The sequence below is a fragment of the Streptomyces sp. NPDC059373 genome, from assembly GCF_042751495.1.
GTDB lineage: Bacteria > Actinomycetota > Actinomycetes > Streptomycetales > Streptomycetaceae > Actinacidiphila.
This window is the reverse complement of record NZ_JBHYXC010000041.1, coordinates 9,706-28,214: the sequence shown is the minus strand read 5'-3', so window position 1 is coordinate 28,214 and position 18,509 is coordinate 9,706. Positions and strand designations below refer to the sequence as shown.

The 18,509-nt window shown below is 73.3% G+C and carries 10 protein-coding genes; all 10 read right to left on the bottom strand.

Annotated elements, in window-relative coordinates; translation table 11 throughout:
- Positions 1-25: 25 nt before the first annotated feature.
- Positions 26-649 carry a class I SAM-dependent methyltransferase gene (locus tag ACFXJ5_RS34295; protein ID WP_384640049.1) on the bottom strand — a complete coding sequence of 208 codons (624 nt, stop codon included), beginning with the start codon at positions 647-649 and terminating at the stop codon, positions 26-28.
- Between the two features lie 68 nt (positions 650-717).
- Positions 718-1,569 (bottom strand): ABC transporter permease, encoded by an 852-nt coding sequence (locus ACFXJ5_RS34290; protein WP_384640046.1) that lies wholly within the window; start codon positions 1,567-1,569, stop codon positions 718-720.
- Positions 1,529-2,401 carry an ABC transporter ATP-binding protein gene (locus ACFXJ5_RS34285; RefSeq protein ID WP_384640043.1) on the bottom strand — a complete coding sequence of 291 codons (873 nt, stop codon included), beginning with the start codon at positions 2,399-2,401 and terminating at the stop codon, positions 1,529-1,531. Before ACFXJ5_RS34285 ends, ACFXJ5_RS34290 begins: the two co-directional genes overlap by 41 nt.
- The gene (locus ACFXJ5_RS34280; protein WP_384640040.1) at positions 2,398-2,862 is read right to left on the bottom strand and encodes a MarR family winged helix-turn-helix transcriptional regulator; all 465 of its coding nucleotides are present in this window, start codon (positions 2,860-2,862) and stop codon (positions 2,398-2,400) included. The genes ACFXJ5_RS34285 and ACFXJ5_RS34280 overlap by 4 nt, the downstream gene beginning before the upstream one ends.
- Before the next feature lie 70 nt (positions 2,863-2,932).
- A complete protein-coding gene (locus ACFXJ5_RS34275; RefSeq protein WP_384640038.1) occupies positions 2,933-4,030 on the bottom strand; it encodes a class I SAM-dependent methyltransferase in 1,098 nt (365 codons plus the stop codon).
- Positions 4,027-5,220 carry a glycosyltransferase gene (locus ACFXJ5_RS34270; protein ID WP_384640036.1) on the bottom strand — a complete coding sequence of 398 codons (1,194 nt, stop codon included), beginning with the start codon at positions 5,218-5,220 and terminating at the stop codon, positions 4,027-4,029. The genes ACFXJ5_RS34275 and ACFXJ5_RS34270 overlap by 4 nt, the downstream gene beginning before the upstream one ends.
- The gene (locus ACFXJ5_RS34265; protein ID WP_384640034.1) at positions 5,217-6,032 is read right to left on the bottom strand and encodes an alpha/beta fold hydrolase; all 816 of its coding nucleotides are present in this window, start codon (positions 6,030-6,032) and stop codon (positions 5,217-5,219) included. The genes ACFXJ5_RS34270 and ACFXJ5_RS34265 overlap by 4 nt, the downstream gene beginning before the upstream one ends.
- Before the next feature lie 3 nt (positions 6,033-6,035).
- Positions 6,036-6,290 (bottom strand): phosphopantetheine-binding protein, encoded by a 255-nt coding sequence (locus tag ACFXJ5_RS34260; RefSeq protein ID WP_384640137.1) that lies wholly within the window; start codon positions 6,288-6,290, stop codon positions 6,036-6,038.
- Positions 6,291-6,334: 44 nt separating this feature from the next.
- Positions 6,335-10,942, bottom strand: a complete 4,608-nt coding sequence (locus ACFXJ5_RS34255) for a beta-ketoacyl synthase N-terminal-like domain-containing protein (protein WP_384640028.1) — start codon at positions 10,940-10,942, stop codon at positions 6,335-6,337.
- Positions 10,939-17,958 carry an SDR family NAD(P)-dependent oxidoreductase gene (locus ACFXJ5_RS34250; protein WP_384640025.1) on the bottom strand — a complete coding sequence of 2,340 codons (7,020 nt, stop codon included), beginning with the start codon at positions 17,956-17,958 and terminating at the stop codon, positions 10,939-10,941. Before ACFXJ5_RS34250 ends, ACFXJ5_RS34255 begins: the two co-directional genes overlap by 4 nt.
- Positions 17,959-18,509: the final 551 nt, after the last annotated feature.

Below are 18,509 nucleotides of genomic sequence, written 5' to 3'. Positions count from 1 at the left end.
GTGATTTCGCACCAGGACAGAACACCTACGACGGCAGGGCCACGCCGAGGGAGTCGGCACCCATCGGCTTCGGCGCGCCCTTCTCGTAGAACACGTCGAGGTCGGTGACGGTGAAGCCGGCGCTGGTCAGCAGGTCGACGATCGGCCGGGTGAGGTGGCAGCCGTCGAAGAGCCGCTGCTCCAAGGGATCGAGTCGCCGTTGCCAGCGGCGTACGCCCTCGTCCGCTTCCGGGGCCAGTCCGTGCTCGAGGAAGTGCAGGGTCCCTCCGGGCTTGAGGACGCGCCGCACCTCGCGCAGGGCGGCCCCGGCATCGGGGATGGTGCACAGCGTCCAGGTGGACAGGGCGGCGTCAAAGGTGTCGTCCTCGAACGGCAGCGACTGGCCGTCCGGCGCGGCGCGCCGCACCGGGATGTTCGACGCCCTGATCCGTTCCTCGGCGAGTTTCCATCCGAGATCGGAAGGGTCGACCGCGGCCACGCCGGTGACGGCCGCCGGGTAGAAGGGCACATTGTGCCCGGAACCGAATCCGATCTCGATGATCTCGCCTTCCAGGCCCTCGCAGACTCGGCGTCGTAGCGGTTCGGCTGTCTTCATCCCGCAGGCGACGTCGACGATCCGGGGCACGATTCGTTCGGCATAGAAACCCATCGTGACCTCCGTGTTTCATCTCCAGCATGGCACTGGAGCGGCCGGAAGGCGCGGGGCCGGCGGGCGGGCTACCGGGCCAGTCGTCCGAGCAGCGACGAGGCCGCGGCGATGGCGAGGGCGGCGGCGAGCACCAGGACGCCGAAGTCCAGCGCGAGGTGGTCCGAGGTGCCCAGCAGCAGGCCGCGCAGGGCGTCGACCTGGTAGCTGAGCGGGTTGACGGTGCTGATGGCCTTGAGCCAGCCCGGCATCAGCGCGACCGGGTAGAGGGCGTTGGAGGCGAAGAACAGCGGCATGGTGATGGCCTGGCCGATGCCCATCAGCCGGTCGCGGGTGAGCACGATCCCGGCGATGGTCACGGACAGGCAGGAGAAGAACGCCGAGCCGAGGACCACCGCCGCGGCGACCCCGAGCAGCCGGAGCGGGTTCCAGGTCAGGGCGACCCCGAGCAGTGCGGCGATGACGATCACCACCACGGCCTGGATGACCGCCTTCACGCCCGAGGCGAAGGCCTTCCCCATGACCAGCGCGGCCCGGGGTGTCGGGGTGACCAACAGCTTGGTGAGGACGCCGGAGTCCCGCTCCCAGATGATCTGGATGCCGTAGAAGATCGCGATGAACATGGCAGACTGGGCGATGATCCCCGGCGCCAGGTAGTCCAGATACGGGATGTTGCCGGTCGGGATGGCCCGGATCCGGGTGAAGGTCTCCCCGAAGATCAGCAGCCACAGCGCCGGCTGGATGGCCCGGGTGTACAGCTCGCTGCGGTCGTGGCGCAGCTTCTGCAGCTCCACCACGCACATCGCGGCCACCCGGGCGGGCACGATCCGCCACCCCTTGCGGGCGTTCGGCGGCGTGAGCAGCAGCCGCAGCCCGTCGGCCTCAGCCGACACGGGAGGCGGTACGGCGGGTACGGCGGACATCGCGGAACCTCTCTGTCTGGTCGTCGGGGCCACCGGCCATTCCGTCACCGGAGAAGTGCCGGAAGACGTCCTCCAGCGTCGGTGGCGCCGGCTCGGGCTCACCGGACACGGAGGCGGAGGCGGATTCCCGGCGCTCGGCGTCCACTTCGGCCTTGAGCTGCTCCGGTGTGCCGAGCCCGCGGATCCTGCCCCTGTGCATCAGGGCGACGCGATCGCAGTACTGGTCGGCCTCGTCCATGTAGTGCGTGGTCACCAGCACCGTCATGCCGGTGGCGGCGCGTATCTCGCCTATCCGCTCCCACACGCTGGTCCGCGCGATCGGGTCGAGGCCGATGGTCGGCTCGTCCAGTACGAGCAGCCGCGGCGCGCTCACGAGCGCCTGTGCCAGCTCCAGCCGCCGCACCATCCCCCCGGAGTACGTCCCGGCCAGCCGGTCGGCCGCGTCACCGAGCCCGACCGCGTCCAGGGCCGCGGCAACCCGCGCGGTACGTTCGCGCCGGGACACGTCGAAGACCCGGGCGAACAGCGCCACGTTCTCCCGGCCCGTCAGTCCCGCGTCGGCGGACAGCGCCTGGGGTACGTAGCCGAGCAGGCGCCGTACCGCCATCTTCTGCCGGGCGACGTCCTGCCCGAACACCCGCACCATGCCGGACGGCACCGGGAGCAGCGTCGTCATGGCACGGATCGCCGTGGTCTTCCCCGCCCCGTTCGGGCCCAGCAGTCCGAACACCTCACCGGAGCCGACGGACAGGTCCAGCCCGTCCACCGCCCGTGTGTCACCGAACGCGTACTCAAGGCCCGTGCACACCACGGCCTCTTCGGCACTGTTCATGCGCCGCCTCCTGGTCCTGTCTCGTCCTGCAGGCCCTCAGCGAGCCTGCGCAGCGCAGGAAGCGCCGCGGCCAGTGCCGTACGGTCCTGCTCACCGAGCAGCTCGACCTGCTCCCTGAGCAGTGCGCTGCGGCGTTCCTCCCAGTCCTTGAGCCGCCGCACCGCCTCGGGGGTGGGGTGCAGCAGCGCGGCGCGGCGGTCGTCGGCAGCGGACTCCCGGCGCAGCAATCCCGCCGTCACCAGCTGGTTGACCAGCGTCGATACGGTGTTGCCCGCCAGATAGAGCTCCTTGGCCGCCGCGGAGACGCCGATCCCCGGTCGGTCCCGAACCAGCCTCAGCAGCTCGACCTGCGCACCGCGCAACCGCGGACCGGACAGCCCGCCGCGCAGCCTGCGGCGCACCAGTCGCTGAATACCGGCCAGCACCTCGCCGAGGTCATCGGGGAAGTCGGGATCGGTCATGCCCCGACTTTACCTCTGAGTCAGAGGTAACTGCCAGAGGGCGTCCTCGGGCCCGCGGCAACGAAGCCCGTCAGTCCCGCCGGGCGAGCACCCGGTAGGCGTTGGCCAGCCTCCACCGGCCTGCCATCGGCTTCACCAGCAGCCGGTCCAGGAGGGTGCCGGCGATGAGCGCGGGGACGCCGGCCAGCAGGACGGCGGGGCGCAGTACGCGGCGGAGCCGGTTGGGCGGCTCGGCCAGCCAGGGGGCGTCGTCGGGCGGGGCGATCGCGTTGAGGAGCAGCCATACGGCGGCGAGCAGGTCGACGGGGTCGTGCGGTTCGGCGTGCTGCTCGGCGACGACGGTGAAGCCGAGGTTCGCCAGCTCCCGACGGAGGTTGGCCACCGGAACGAAGTGGAGGTGCTGGGGCTGGAGCCAGGGCAGCCACCAGCGGCCGAGCAGACGGGCGTAGCGGCTCTCGGGGTCGGGCACCTCGATCAGCAGGTGGCCGCCGGGGCGGATCGCCTGCCATGCCGCGCGCAGTTCGCTGCGGGGCTCGGTGCTGTGTTCCAGGTAGTGGAACATGCTGACCACGTCGTAGCCCTCGGCCATGTCCTGCGCGAGCTCGACGAAGCTGCCGCGGTATCCCCGCTCCACCCGGCCTTCCCGCTCGGCCAGTTCGACGCCCTCGGTGATGTCGAGGCCGTCGAAGGTGGTGCCGGGGAAGACGGTGCGGGCTGCCTCGCAGAAGTGGCCGTGGCCGGTACCGACATCGAGCCAGTTCTTCGGGGCGTCCGCATGCGATGTCATGGAGGCGGCGCGCTGCCGGTACATCTCCTGCCGGCCGGCGAAGAGCCCGCCGAGGCTCTTCTCCCCCAGCCCGTCGTAGAAGTCCCGGTAGTAGAACTCCAGGCCCTCCGGGCTCAGCCTGGGGTTCTGGAAGGTGTGGCCGCAGTCCTCGCACCGGTCGAGGAGGAAGCGGCCGGGCTTGTGCTGGAAGCGGTCGACCGTACGCAGCCGCTCCTCCAGGCGGTCCGAGCCGCACCACGTGCAGTCGTTCCGGCGCGGCTCGAAGAACCGCTCGGTGCCCTGGGCCAGGTCGGCCTGATAGCGCGGACGCAGCGCGGCGACGGCTTCGGCGCGGCCGGGTTTCGCGGGCTGCTGCTCGGGGCTTTCGGTGGAACCGCTCATTGCTTCTCCTTGATGGCCAGCTGTTCGAGGTGGGCGGCGGCCGCCACGGCGCCGCCCGCCGCGCGGAAGGACGCCCCGACACGGGCGGCCGCGGCCCGGTAGTCCGGCTCATGCAGTACGGCGTCGAGCGCTTCCCCGAGCTTGGGCGCGGTGACCCTGCCGAACCTGACCCGGATTCCCGCCCCGGCGACCACCACCTGCCCGGCCACCACGGGCTGGTCGTCGCGGATCGGGGCCACGACGAGGGGGACGCCGTGCCAGAGGGCCTCGCACACGGTGTTGTGCCCGGCGTGGCAGACGACCGCGCCCACCCGCTCCAGCAGGGGCAGTTGGGGGACGTGCGGGAGGACCAGCACGTCCTTGTCGTGGTCATCGCCGGCGGCGCGCGGGCCGAGCGAACCCGCCGGGTCGGCGATCACCATCTGGAGCCGGTCGGCGCGGCTGCGCCCGGCCTCGCGGCACTCGCGCAGGAAACGGGCCCCGGCGTCGGCGTTGGCGGTGCCGAGGCTGACCAGGACGGCGGGGCGCTGCGGGTCGAGCCAGTCCCAGGGGAAGTCCGGCGCGGAGGGGCGGGCGGCGATCGACGGGCCGACGTAGCGGATCCGGTCGCCCGCCCGCGAGGGCCGCCCGGCGAGCTCCTCCGTCGTGAAGGCGAGAACCAGGTGCGGGGAGAACCGGGGGTCCGCCGTGCCGGCCGGGTCACCGATACGGTTCCGCAATTCGGCCATGAGCCCGTCGACCCAGGCGTCGACCATCGGCATGCCGGCGAGCGCACCGGTGAACTCGGCCGACGTGGTGGCCGAGGTGGCCCACCGTATGCCCAGCCGCTCGGCGGTCAGGCCCCCGGCGACGGCCTGCTGGTCGGCGACGATCACATCCGGGCGGAACTCCTCGGCGGCAGCCCGTACGCCCGGGGCCATCTGCTCGGCGAGCGGTGCGAGAAAGCCCTCGTAGAGCAGCTTGAGGGCGCCCGCGCCCCGCAGCTCGGGCGGGCGGACGGCGCCGTCCTCGCCCGGCCTTGGTCCGGCGCAGCGGAAGACCACCGCCGCGTCCCCGGCGAGCGGCGTGACGACCTCGGGCATCCCCGCCCAGGCCACCTGGTGGCCGCGGGTGGCGAGTTGGGCCGCGACGCCGACGGCCGGATTGATGTGCCCGACGAGCGGGGGCACCACGAACAGGAAGCGGCTCACCGGGCGTCGGCCTCCGCGAGTTCGGTGTGCTGCCGGACGCAGGACAGGACGACGTCGAGGATCAGCGCGGGAACCTCGACCAGGATGGAGTGCTCGTGGCCCGGAACGACGACCGTCCGGCAGTGCGGCAGCAGCGACTCCAGCCAGACCGCCTGGGCGGCGAGGTCCGAGTCGCCGCCGTAGACGGCGGTCACCGGGAAGCGCAGCTCGCGGATCCGGTCCTCGCTCATCACCCGGCTGGCCGGGATGTCCTGGGTGATGGTGGTCGTACGCACCAGCCGCGCCGCCGACTTGGCGAGCCGGGCGGTGTGCGCGCCGCGGTGCGTGCTGATCCAGGCCAGCGCGTCCGCCTCGTGCTTGTCCAGTTCGGCGGCGGTGCGCCCGAGGATCCGGCCGAGCTTGGCCGCCCAGGACACGGTGGGGGGCTCCGATTCGAGCAGGGTGAGCCCGGCCACGCGCTCCGGGTGGCGGTCGGCGTATCCGAAGGCGATGGTCCCGCCGAAGGAGTTGCCGACCAGGTGGACCGGGCCGGTGATCTCCAGGCCGGCGAGCAGCCCTTCGAGATCGGAGACGAAGGTGTCGAGGTGGTAACCGGTCGCCGGGCGCTCGCTGCGCCCGTGGCCCCGCAGGTCGTACATGACCACGTCGATGCCGGCGGCGGCGAGGCCGTGGGCCACAGTGAAGTAGTAGCTGGCCAGACTGTCGGTGAGGAGGCCGTGCAGGAGTACGGCGGTGGCGGTGGCCGGGCGGCCGTCCGCGGGGGCGAGCCGCTGCGTGTGAAGCCGGATGGCGTCCGTCTGGATCATCGCCATGGGTCAGCTCCCCTCAGCGGTCCTGAGGCACCCGGCGACGTACTCGACGAGGCGGCCCACGCTGAGGTCGATGATCTCGTCGAGGTCGAGACCGGCTACGAACTCGGCGAAGTTGACCTGCCGGCCCCACCGCGCCTCCAGGCTGCCCGCCAGGGTGACCAGGTCGATGCTCTCCAGCTCCAGGTCCTCGGTGAAGCGGGTCTCCAGGGTGATCTCGGTGTCGTCCAGGCCGTATTCGTCGAGCATCGCCCGGAGCATCCCGGCGATCTCCGCCAAAACGGTCTGCTCACTGATGGTCACCGTCACTGATCGGTCTCCTCGTCCTTGTCCTTGTCCATGTCCTTGCCCATGCCGTTGCCCATGTCCATGTCCATGTCCTTGTGCGCCGGGCCGGTCGTCCAGGCCACGGCGTAGTCACGTTCCGGCAGCCCGGGCGGGTTGGCCGTACGCGTGCTGCGCACCGGGTAGCGGCGTGCGGTACGGCCGGGGGCGGCCGCCACCTCGACCACCAGCGCGCCCGGTTCCGCGTCGACCACGGCGAAGTCCCGTGGGCGGCCGAGGAATCCGGTGCCCTCGGCCTTCGCCACGGCTTCCTTCGCGGCCCAGAAGGTGGTGGCCCACAGTGCCTCGGGCTCGCCGGTGGCGGCGCACACCTCGGCGAGGAGCCGCCGTTCCGCCGTCCCGAAGGCGACCGCGAGGGTCCCCTCGTCGCGGTCGATGATCTCCTCGATGTCGATGCCGGGGCTGCCGCCCTCGGTACGGGCCGTCACCAACGCGACGGCGGCCTCCGCCCGGTGGGCCAGCGAGAGGTCCAGGTCCGGCAGGGTGCGGCCGTACAGCCCGGCGGCGTACGGGCGGCCGTGTTCGTCGGCCGGCACCTGGATCTCGGCGGGGAACACCGGGCCCTCGCCGCGCTCCCAGAGCCACTGCCGTACGGCGTCCTTGGCGGCGATCCGGCCGAGCAGCCACTGTCTGCGGCCCCGGGGCGGACGGCTCTCGTACTCGGCTCGCTCGGCGCCGGCCAGATGGTTGCGCATGATGAGGTCGCGGGAGGCCAGGTCCGGCCACCGTTCGTGGAGCAGGACCCAGCCGCCGGGCTGCGGCCGGGAGAGGGTGTTGCGCTGCGGGAAGCGCTCGACCGGCTTGGTCTCGGGGTGGTTGTCGAAGCGCCGGTCCTGCCAGCCGCCGATCTCCGCCCACACCTCGCCGTCCGCGACGAGCTGTACGTCGGCTTCGAGCACGGCGTCGGTCAGCGACACGATCCTGACCAGACACTCCAGGTCGGTGCCGGGGGGCGGGTGCGGCCCGAAGAAGCGCATCTGCCGCATGCCGACGGGAAAGACCACGGTCCGTTCGGTGCGGGTGGCCATGATCCAGTAGCCGAGCAGCTGGCCGACGTTGTCCAGCAACGCTCCGGGGGCGGCCGGTGTGGTGATCGTGCCGCGGATGTGCGTCTCACCGATCGCGGTGATCTCACTGATGCCCTGGAACGCCGGGCCGTGGAACATCCAGCGCTCGCTGTAGAGCTCGGCCGCGGTGTGGCCGGGCGTGCGCTCGGTGGCGGGGTCCGTACGCCAGGGTGCGGGGCGCACGGCCGGGAAACGGGCGGCGAGTTCCACCGTGGCGCGGGCGGCTCGGCCGAAGGTGACGGCGAACCGGTCCGGGTGGTCGGCGGACGGCACCGCGGTGACCGGCACCTCGACCGCGGGGGCGGCGGTCACCCACTGGTCGAACCGGGCCCCGTGCACCGCGACGGCCCGCGTTCCGGGTGCGGCCTGCTCCGCCGCGTCCATGAGGTGCCCCACGATGGTCGTGGCCGGCACCACCGGCCACCGGTCCACCTCATCGGGCCAGCCGGGCCGCTGCGGGAAGAAGCAGTGGTCGAGCAGATACGGCATGGCGTCGGTGGAGACGCGCAGGGTGCCGCGGTGGTCGCCCTGTGGACGTGCCGGTACGGGAGTTGGGCGCGCCGGTGGGGTCGGGGTCGCGGACCGGCCGCCGCTGCCTGCCGCGATGAGCTGCGCGGCGGTACCGGCCGTCTCCCGTAGCAGCGCGTCGAGTTCGGCGGCCACCGGGAAGCGCGTGGCCATGGCTTCGAGGGCCGATCCCGCCGATTCCGCCGATCCCGGCTCGGCCGGCGCCAGGTTGCGGGGGGCCAGTTCGCGGCGCAGGCCGGCCAGGTCCCGTACGTCCAGGGAGACCAGTGCGCCGCCGAGGTCGAGCCGCACCGGCGGATGGGCGCCGGCCGTGGCTGTGGCCGTGCCGGCCGTGGCCCTGGCGGCCGTCGGGCGGGGCAGCGTCGGGTCCACCTCGGCACCGTCGGCCCACAGGGCGGTGGCGACCCGGCGCAGCTGGGCGATGCCGTCGTGGTGCGGGGAGTTGGCGGCCACGGCGAGGTGCTCCCTGTCGTGCAGGGTGTCGCCGATGAGGGAGGCCAACTGTCCGGTGCCGACCTGGACGAACGCCCGGAAGCCCGCCTCGTACATGGCCTCCGTCAGCAGCCGGAACCGCACCGGCTCCAGCAGGTGCCGGACGAACAGCTCCCGCACCCCGTCCTGGTCCGCCGGGAACGGGGCAGCGGTGGTCCCCGACCAGACGGGGACGCTGGGTGACTGCAGCTCGAACCGGTCGGCGGCGGCTCGGATCGGGCCCAGGTAGGGGGCCAGCATCGGGGTGTGGAAACCGGATTGGAACGGCAGAACCTGCCCGATCACGCCCTCGGCGCGCAGGGACCGTACGAACTCCTCGACCAGCGCCTGCGGTCCGCACACCATCGACTGGTTCGGCGCGTTGTCGTGGGAGAGGACGACCCGGTCGTCCGTACGCTCCTCCAGCGCGGCCTGCACCCGCTCGGCGGAGGCGCCGAGCACGGCGAAGGCCAGGCCGGGGACGCGTAGCGCGTCCGGGTCGAAGGAGTCGAGGAAGTCGTCGGTGTCGGCTGCGGAGTAGAGGCCGCCCGCCGCCATCGCGGTCCACTCGCCGAGGCTGTGCCCGGCCACCGCGTCCGGCGCGATCCCCATGCGCCGCAGCGCGGCGTCCAGGAGCCGGCCGATGCCGAAGACGCTGACACCGTGCCGGCCGACGTCGCCGACCCGCGCCGTCTCACCGGTGGGCCGGGCCAGCCCGAAGTACTCGGCGATCCCGTCGGTCCGGGGCTCGAACTCGCCCTCCAGGCCCGGGAAGACGAAGGCCACCTTCCCCGGGGAGACCCCGCCCAGTAGGGGGGTGGGCGCGAACCAGATGTCGTTCCGGCCGCGCCACGGACGGCCCTTGGCCACCATGCGCCGGGCCAGCGCCAGTCGCTTCGCCGTCGGGTCGACGATGCCGAGCCGGGTGCGGCCGGTGCCGTTGGTGCCGCCGGTCGCCCTGGCCAGCACCTCGGAGTCGTCCGCCGCGAGCAGTTCGGCGAGCCGCTCCGGGGTGTCGGCGGCCAGGGCCAGGACGCGTTCCGGCTCGGTCACCGTGGCTCTGCGCACGGCCGGAACCGCCGACGGCGCCTGCTCCAGCACCACATGGGCGTTGATGCCGCCGAAACCGAAGGCGTTCACCGCCGCCCGGCGCACCGGCCCGTCCCAGGGCGCCGCCTGGTCGATCGTACGGAACCGGGTCGCCGCCAGCGCCGGGTGCGGGTCGTCGCAGTGGAGGGTGGGCAGCAGTATGCCGTGGTGGACCGCCAGGGCGGCCTTGACCAGCCCGGCCACGCCCGCGGTCGGCATGGTGTGGCCGATCATGGATTTGACGGACCCGACGACGGCGTCACCGGCGGAACCGAACACCTCGGCCAGGGTAGCCAGTTCGGCCGTGTCACCGGCGGGGGTGGCGGTGCCGTGGGCCTCCAGCAGCCCGATCGACCCGGGTTCACGCGGGTCGAGGCCGGCCGCCTGCCACGCCTGTCGTACGGCGCGGGTCTGGCCCCCGGGGTCCGGGCTGGCCAGGGCGGCGGTGCGGCCGTCGCTGGCCACGCCGGTGCCACGGATGACGGCGTAGATCCGGTCCTCGTCGCGCTCGGCGTCGGCCAGCCGTTTGAGCGCCACGACGCCGGTGCCCTCGCCGATCAGGATGCCGTCCGCGTGCCGGTGGAAGGGCCGGATGCGCTGGCTCGGGGACAGCGCGCCGAGCTGCGAGAAGACGCTCCACAGGGTGATGTCGTGGCAGTGGTGCACCCCGCCCGCGAGCATCAGGTCGCAGCGGCCCGAGGCCAGTTCCGCGACCGCCTGGTCGACGGCGACGAGTGACGACGCGCAGGCGGCGTCCACGGTGTAGGCGGGGCCGCGCAGGTCGAGCCGGTTGGCCACCCGTGAGGCGGCGAGGTTGGGCACCAGCCCGATGGCCGTCTCGGGGCGGTCGGGGCCGAGCCGGTCGGTGAAGGCGGCCCGGACTCGGTCCAGTTGGTCGGCGCCGAGGTCGGGCAGCAGTTCGCCCAGGGTGCGGACGAGTTGGTGGGCGGTACGGACCCGCTGGTCGAGCCGTACGAGCCCGGGGGTGAGGTAGCCGCCCCGGCCCAGGACGACGCCGACCCGGTGCCGGTCGGGCAGCCGTTCCTCGCCGCCCGCGTCGGCGATGGCGGCGGCGGCCACCTTGAGGGCGATCAGCTGGTCGGGCTCGGTGCCGGACACCGAGGAGGGCATGATTCCGTACCGGGTGACGTCCACCTCGGCGAGCTCGTCGACGAATCCGCCCCGCCGGCAGTACACCCGGTCGGGGGCGGCCGGACCGCCGGCGCCGTCCGGCCGGGGGTGGTAGTAGTCGGCGTCCCACCGCCCCGCCGGGACGTCGGTGACGGCGTCCGTACCGGCCGTCAGGTTCCGCCAGTAGGCCTCCAGTCCGGGAGCGCCGGGCAGCAGCACGGCCATCCCGACGATGGCGACCGGAGACTGCTGTCCGCCGGTAGCGGTCACGGGCGCGGTCACCAGCCCGAGGCCGTGTAGACAACGGCGCCTGCCGACTCGTCGCCGTACGCGAGTTCGCGCAGCAGGGCGAGGGTGCCCTCCTCGGGGTCGATGAGCTTGATGCCGCGCCGGGCGTACTCGCGGCCGAGCTCCGGGGTGACCATGCCGCCGCCATACGTCCCGGTCGGCGCCCAGGGGCCCCAGTGCACGGTGAGGGCCCGGCGGCCGGTGCGGGCCTGCCAGCGCGCGCCGAGGACTTCGAGCGCGTCGTTGGCCGAGGCGTAGTCGGACTGGCCGCGGTTGCCGAGCACGGCGGAGATGCTGCCGAAGAGGACGGCGAAGCCGGGGCCACCGGGCAGTTCCAGCTCTTCCAGGGCGTCCAGCAGGGCGCTCGCGCCGTCCGCCTTCGTACCGAAGACCCGCTGGAAGGACTCGGTCGACTTCTCCTGGATCAGGCGGTCCTCGATGACGCCCGCCGCGTAGACGACGCCGTCCAGCCGCCCGTGCTCGGCGTGGATCTCCTTCACCGCCTGGAGCACCGCGTCGGGCTCGCGGAAGTCGACCGAGCGGTAGCGCACCTGGCTGCCGAGACCGGTCAACCGCTCGATGGTGGTGGCCACTTCGCGCTGCGCCAGGATCAGGGCCGTCTCCCGCTGGATCTCTGCGGGCGTGCGGCCGCCGCGGGCGGCGAGCGCGGCGCGCAGGGCCGTCTCGTCCTGCGCCGCGGCGGTGGCCGGGTCCTCCGGTCCGTCGGCCTCGGGGGTTCGGCCGAGCAGTTCGATGCGGCAGCGGGCGGCCGAGGCGAGCGCGCCGGCGAACCGCGCGGTGATGCCCCGCGCCCCGCCGACCAGGACGACCACGGAGTCCCGGTCGAGGCCGATGGCGGCGGCCTCCGCCGCACCGTCGCCCGCCGGCCCCGCACCCGAGGCGGCGAGGCCCCCGAGCGCCGCCTCCACCAGGTCCAGCCCCTGCCGGCCGGCCGCGGTACGCAGCACCACGGGGGCGGCGTCCGGGGCGAGCAGCTCACCGACCAGTGCCTCGGCGACGGCGTCCGCGTCACCGGCCTCCGCTACGGCGAAGTCCACGACCCGCGCCACGGTCTCCGGGTACTCCCTGGCCACCGTACGGAACAGCCCATGCAGCCCCGCCGGGCGGGCGTCGAGCGGGTCGCTGCGCCGTGCCGCCAGCAGCCAGCGCGGGGCGCGGCCCAGGGCGGCCTGGAGCACGGGAAAGGCAGCCGGCAGCACGCGGTCGCCGGAACCGGCCAGCGGATCGAGCAGGATCACCCCGTCCACCGGGCCGTCCCCCTCGGCCAGCCGGTGCCCTGCGCCCAGGGCCACGGTCTCGGCGCCGTGTCCGGCGAGCCGGGCCGACAGGGCTGCGACGGCGCCGTCCGCGTCTCCGAGGAGGGCGATGCGCTTGCCCGCCAGCACGGCCGACGGGTCGGCGGTGTCCGGCTCGCCGAGCGGTACCGGCCGCAGCTGAAGCCGTTTCGGGGCCACACCGGTCACGACGACCGGCTGCTGCCGGACGGTCGCTGTCGCCGCCGGGTCGGCCGGGACGGCCTGGGCGACCGGTGCCTCGGTGGGCGCGATCCGTCCGGTCAGCCAGGCGGTGACGGCCGCGGCCGTTCGGGCCTTGGCGAGCTCCTCCAGCTCCTCGTCGGCCAGGGCCGCCGCGCCACCGGCAATGCCCAGTCGTTGCGCCAACTCACCGGCGATCTCGGCCCGCTTGATCGAGTCGATACTCAGATCCGCCTCGAGATCGAGATCCGGCTCGATCATGTCGACCGGATAGCCCGTACGTTCACTGATGATCTGCGACACCATCAACAGCACGTCGTCCCCGGTGACCGCCGCCGGCGCGGCGACCGGCGCAGCGACCGGCAGAGCAACAGGCGCGGCGACCGGCAGGGGCGCCGCGGGAACCTGCGCGATGGCGGCTACGTCTGTCGGCACCGGTGCGGGCAGCGCCTGCGGCGAGACCGGGGCCACCGCGCCGCCGAAGTAGCTGAGGAGCACGTCGCGTTGGGCGGCGACCATCTCGCGGCTGGTTCTCAGGAACTCCGAGATCAAGGCGTCCTGGTTGTTGACGGTACCGGTCACAGTCGCCTCCACAACACGTCGGGCCGGTGCCAGCGCACCGGGAAGTAGTTCACCGGCAGCGGTTCTGACCAGTTGGCCGTCGACCGTCCAGCCGGCCCGCTTGGGCGGTGCGGTGCGGCCGACGTCCACGGCGTCGCGGCCACGGAACAGCCAGCCGGTGCGCACCGGCAGCCCGGCGACGGCCAGTTGGGCGAGGGTGTCGAGGAAGGCGGGCACCCCGGCGCCGTCCCGGCGGCGGCCCTCGAAGGCGACCGCGCGGTGCGGGCGGTCGCCGAGGATCGCCTCGGTCAGCCGGGTGAGCACCGTGCCGGGGCCGACCTCGACGAAGACCCGGGCGCCCGCCGCGTACATGGCCTCGATCTGCTCCATGAACCGGACGGGTGCGCCGATCTGGGCGGCGAGCTCCGTGCGCAGCCCGTCCGGTTCGGGGGCGTACGGGGCGGCGGTGCGGTTGGCCCAGACGGGGAACTCGGGTGTGCGGACGGGGCGTTCGGCCAGGGCCTTGGCGAACCGGACGCCCGCGTCGGCGACCAGGGGGCTGTGGAAGGCGCAGGCCACCGGGATCCGTTTGGCGCCGTACCCGGATTCCCGCAGCATGCGTACGGCGGATTCCACCGCCTCCAGGGGCCCGGAGACGACGGTCTGCTTGGGCGAGTTGCGGTTGGCGACGACGACCTGGCCGTCGAGTCCGGCGTCCCGCAGGGCGCGTTCGACGTCCTCGGCTGCGGCCGCGACGGCGGCCATGGTGCCCGGGTCCGTACCGGCCGTGGCGGCGGCCTCCAGGATCGCGGCCGCGCGCTCGGTGCTGAGTTCCAGCAGGGTGCGGGGGTCGACGGCGCCGGCGGCGCAGAGCGCGACGAGTTCTCCGTAGCTGTGTCCGGCGGCCATGTCGGGGCGTATGCCCGCGGCGGTGAGCAGGGTGTGCGCGGCCATGCCGACGATGCCGAGGGCGGGCTGGGCCACCCGGGTGTCGGTGATCCGGGCCTGCTGTTCGGCCTTGCCGTCGGTGTCGAAGGCGGTCGGCGGGTAGAGGGTGTCCGCGTGGTCGCCGCCGAGTTCGAGATAGCGGTGCAGGGTGGGGAAGGCGACGAAGAGGTCCGCGAACATGCCGGGGCGTTGGCTGCCCTGGCCGGGGAAGAGGAAGGCGACCTGGCCCGCACGTGACGTCTCGTCAGAATCGTCGGCGAGGTGGATGCCTGCGGTGGGATCGTGCTCGCCCGCCAGCACCCGGCGCAGCTGTCCGGTCAGGGAGCCCAGGTCCTCGGCGACGACCGCTGCCCGCACGGGCTCGTGGCTGGTGCCGGAGCGGCGTGCGGCGGCCAGCGCCAGGTCGCGCAGTCGCCAGGGGCGCCCGGCGGCGTCATTGGCCGCGGCCAGCTTGAGCGTCTCCTCGACCTCGCGCACCGCTGCCGCGCGGTTGGCGCCGCGGAAGGTGAACAGTTCGGCGGGCCAGGCGTCCAGGCCCTGGGCCGGCGGGGCGCCGCCGTCGTGGGCGGCCACCACCAGGTGGAAGTTGGTGCCGCCGAAGCCGAAGGCGCTGAGTCCGGCGATCCGTTCGGCGGGCGGCGCCGCCCAGGGGCGGGCCTCGGAGTGGAAGGCGAAGGGGCTGCTGTCCGCCTTCCAGGCGGAGTTCGGCAGTTTGAGGTGGAGGGTCGGCGGCTTGACCCCGGTGTACAGCGCCAGCACCGTCTTGACCAGGCCGGCCAGGCCCGCTGCGCACTTGGTGTGCCCGATCTGGGACTTGACGGAGCCGAGTGCGCAGCCGCCGGGTTCGGCTCCGGCGGCGGTGAACGTCTCGCTGAGGATGGTCAGTTCGGTGCGGTCGCCGACGACCGTGCCGGTGCCGTGTGCCTCGACCAAGCCGACGTCGGCGGGTGAGACGCGGGCGTTGCGGTAGGCGCGCTCCAGGGCGGACCGCTGGCCCTCGGGGCGCGGCGCGGTCAGGCCGAGGGACCGCCCGTCGCTGGAGCTGCCCACGCCCTTGATGACGCCGTAGATGCGGTCGCCGTCCCGTTCGGCGTCGGCGAGCCGCTTGAGCACCACGCAGGCGACGCCCTCACCGAGCGCGATGCCGTCCGCCGACCCGTCGAAGGCGCGCGACCGGCCGGTCGGGGAGAGGGCGTGGACCGAGGAGAAGAGCACGTAGTCGTTGATCCCGTTGTGCAGGTCGGCGCCGCCGCACAGGACGAGGTCGCTGGTGCCGGTCACCAGTTCCTTGCAGGCCACGTCGACCGCGGCCAGCGACGAGGCGCAGGCGGCGTCCACGGTGTAGTTGGCGCCGCCGAGGTCGAGCCGGTTGGCGATCCGGCCGGAGATGACGTTGGAGAGCATGCCGGGGAAGGAGTCCTCGGTGAGCGCGGGCAGCTGCTGCGCCAGGCCCTCCGGAACGGTCCCGAAGTAGGACGGCAGCACGGCGCGCAGCGTCTGGGCGTTGGACAGGTCGCTGCCCGCCTCGGCGCCGAAGACGACGGACGTACGGGAGCGGTCGAAGCTCTTCCCGCCCCTGCCGCTACCGCCCTTGCCGCCACCGCCCGGGCCGCTACCGCCGTGGCCCCCGTACCCGGCGTCCTCGAGGGCGCGGCGGGCGGCTTCCAGGGCGAGCAGTTGCACCGGTTCGATGCTGCCGAGTGAGGCGGGCGGGATGCCGTAGCTCAGCGGGTCGAAGGGGATTTCGGGCAGGAATCCGCCCCACTTGGAGACCGAGGCGCTGTTCGCCGCGTCCGGGGTGTAGTGGACGGCGGGATCCCATCGCGCTGCGGGGACCTCCGTGACGGCGTCGACGCCGCCCAGCACATTGGCCCAGAAGGAGGCGAGGTCGGGCGCCTGCGGGAACATGCAGGCCATGCCGACCACCGCCACGTCCAGCGGCTCGGGGGCCGGCGGCTCGGCGGACCGTGCGGCCGGGCCGGCTCCCAGCCGCTCGCGGAGTTCGGCCGAGCGGGCGGCGAGGAAGTCCGCGGCGGCGGGGGCGACGCAGTGGTGCAGGGCGGCGATGGTCGTGGTGGCCGAGCGCAGCACCACGACCTCACCAGCCATGAACATGCCAACCTCGAACTGCCGTTCCTCCCCAACCGGCTGCAGCTCACCGCCGGCTCCGCGCTCGACGCCCTTGCTGGCGATCCGCAGCCGGCCGACGTTGAGCCGCTCCAGTTCCTCCCAGAGCCGCCGGTCCGGCACTCCCTCGGCCCGGAGCCGTTCCTTGGTGGCCCGGTAGCTTTCGGTGAAGGGGCTGGGCACGCACCGGGTGGCGTGGCCGGGGGCGGTCTCCAGCAGCGCGGTGCGCCGCGCGGCCAGCACCTGCCTCTGGAAGAGCGGCCGTACGGCGCCGCGTTCCACCGCCTCCTCGGTGAAGAGGTAGGCGGTGCCCATCAGGACGCCGACGGCGCAGCCGCGCCGGGTCAGCGGTGCGGCGAGCGCGGCGACCATCGCGGCGGACCGTTCGTCATGGACGCCGCCGGCGAAGAAGATCTCGATCCGGCCCGCCGTGTCGTCGTCCTTGCCGCCCTCCGCGCTCTCCAAGAAGTCCTCGATCACCGCGAGTTGGGCCTCCCAGAGCGGGAAGCTGCCACGCGGGCCGACATGTCCGCCGCACTCGGAGCCCTCGAAGACGAACCGCCGGGCACCGGCCTGAAGGAACTGGCGGAGCAGCCCGGGCGAGGGGACGTGCAGGAAGGTGCTGATCCCGTCCCGCTCCAGCGCCTCGGCCTGCGACGGCCGTCCGCCCGCGATGATCGCGTGGGTGGGGCGGAGTTCCCGTACGGCTTCGAGCTGGTCGTTCCTGATCTCCTCGGGCGCGAAGCCGAGCACCCCGACACCCCACGGCCGCCCGGCCAGCGCGGCCCCGGTCTCCTCCAGTACGGCCCGCGCCTGTTCCCGCCCGGCCAGCGCCAGGGCGATGAACGGCAGCGCGCCCTCCTCGGCCACCGCGGCGGCGAACCCCGCCTGGTCGCTGACCCTGGTCATCGGCCCCTGCGCGACCGGCAGCCGGGTGCCCAGGGCGCGGCTCAGCGCCGATCCGGGCAGCAGCGCCGAGGCGGCGGAGTCGTCCCGGACCGCCTCCCGGACGGCGTCGGTCACGCCTCGCACGACCCCGCCGACGTCGTGCAGGCGCTCGGCGAACCGGGCGGCGAGGAAGCCGTCCTGGCCCACCGGCAGCAGCCGGGCGCGCAGGTCACGTACGCCCAGCAGCGCGGCGACGGCGTCCGGCGACGGGTCCGGCGGCAGCGCGGCGCCGGGTCCGGGGCCGCGGCGGTGCAGCACGCGGTGGCCGCCGATGACGACGGTCTCCGAGCCGTCCATGGAGCGGATCGCGGCGGCGGCCTCCTCCGGGAGCCCGGATTCGGCGAGCAGCGCCAGTTGGGTGTCCAGGACGACCCCGGCCGCCCCGCCGGCGATGGCGGCGGCCGCCGTATGCGGCCCGATGCCACCGCAGGCCCAGACCGGGACGGATACGCCGGGGTCGGCAAGCAACTGCTGGAGGAGGACGAAGGTGCCGAGTTCACCGACCCGGCCCCCGCTCTCGCTGCCCCGGGCGACGATGCCGTGCGCCCCGTCCCGTATGGCGGCCAGCGCCTCGTCCAGGTCGGTCGCCTCGGCCAGCACCCGGTAGCGGTCGGCGACTTCGCCGACCTGCCAGGGCGCGTCCGCTCCGAGCACCACGGTGTGCGGGCCGCTCCCGGCGTCGGCGGGCGTGCCCGCGTCGAGGTCGGCCGGCGCGAGCCGGCAGCCCGCGGTCACCCGTACTCCGTAGGGCGCGTCCGCGACCCAGCGCCGCATGTGCTCCAGCGCCTCCCGGGCCTGCCCGTCCCCGGTGCCCAGGTCGAGCACTCCGAACCCTCCGGCACGGCTTACCGCCGAGGCGAGCCGGGCGTCCGGTTCATTGAAGGGGCTGATGCCGATGACCAATTCGCGTAAGTCCGCAGCGGACGTCATGTACTCTCCGAGAGAATCAATGGCGCAGAAGGCAGAAATTCGGGCACGCCACAGCGATGTAACGCTCCGGATTCCCGATCGAACCGATTTCCGAAAGAGCGGCGTTCACGAAAGTAGCGACGCAGTTACCCACCGGTCAACCAGGCCCCGGCCTGGTTGAATACAGAACGAACGCCGGCAGGGCAGTATCACCCGGTCCGGACGGCGCTTCGGGCGGACCGAAAACAACCAACAATACTGATCACGGCGCACCACGACGACAAAACAGACCGCACCTTGGTAGATCGCCCGCAGAGTTCATCCGGTGATCACGGTCGTGACACGCGAAAGCCCGTCGTCGGAGCGCATGTTAAATGTAGATGTCTGCCGCACGTTAATGCGGGACAGAAGTGACGGGCGCCCGGAATGGTGATTATTCCCCTATCCAGGATTTCGGCGCAGATATCTCCCGGATCCACTCCCCGATCCACTTCTCCGGGTCCGTCCGGCGCCCGGGCCGCCCCACGCCCACAGCCGGGACGCCCCGTGTGGGTCGTCCACGAGCCTCCGGC

Bases quoted from the DNA above. Each gene is read 5' to 3' on its own strand.
- ACFXJ5_RS34290 (WP_384640046.1), bottom strand. From the start codon at position 1,569: ATGTCCGCCGTACCCGCCGTACCGCCTCCCGTGTCGGCTGAGGCCGAC.
- ACFXJ5_RS34295 (WP_384640049.1), bottom strand. From the start codon at position 649: ATGGGTTTCTATGCCGAACGAATCGTGCCCCGGATCGTCGACGTCGCC.
- ACFXJ5_RS34265 (WP_384640034.1), bottom strand. From the start codon at position 6,032: ATGGCGATGATCCAGACGGACGCCATCCGGCTTCACACGCAGCGGCTC.
- ACFXJ5_RS34250 (WP_384640025.1), bottom strand. From the start codon at position 17,958: ATGACGTCCGCTGCGGACTTACGCGAATTGGTCATCGGCATCAGCCCC.
- ACFXJ5_RS34280 (WP_384640040.1), bottom strand. From the start codon at position 2,862: ATGACCGATCCCGACTTCCCCGATGACCTCGGCGAGGTGCTGGCCGGT.
- ACFXJ5_RS34285 (WP_384640043.1), bottom strand. From the start codon at position 2,401: ATGAACAGTGCCGAAGAGGCCGTGGTGTGCACGGGCCTTGAGTACGCG.
- ACFXJ5_RS34275 (WP_384640038.1), bottom strand. From the start codon at position 4,030: ATGAGCGGTTCCACCGAAAGCCCCGAGCAGCAGCCCGCGAAACCCGGC.
- ACFXJ5_RS34260 (WP_384640137.1), bottom strand. From the start codon at position 6,290: ATGCTCCGGGCGATGCTCGACGAATACGGCCTGGACGACACCGAGATC.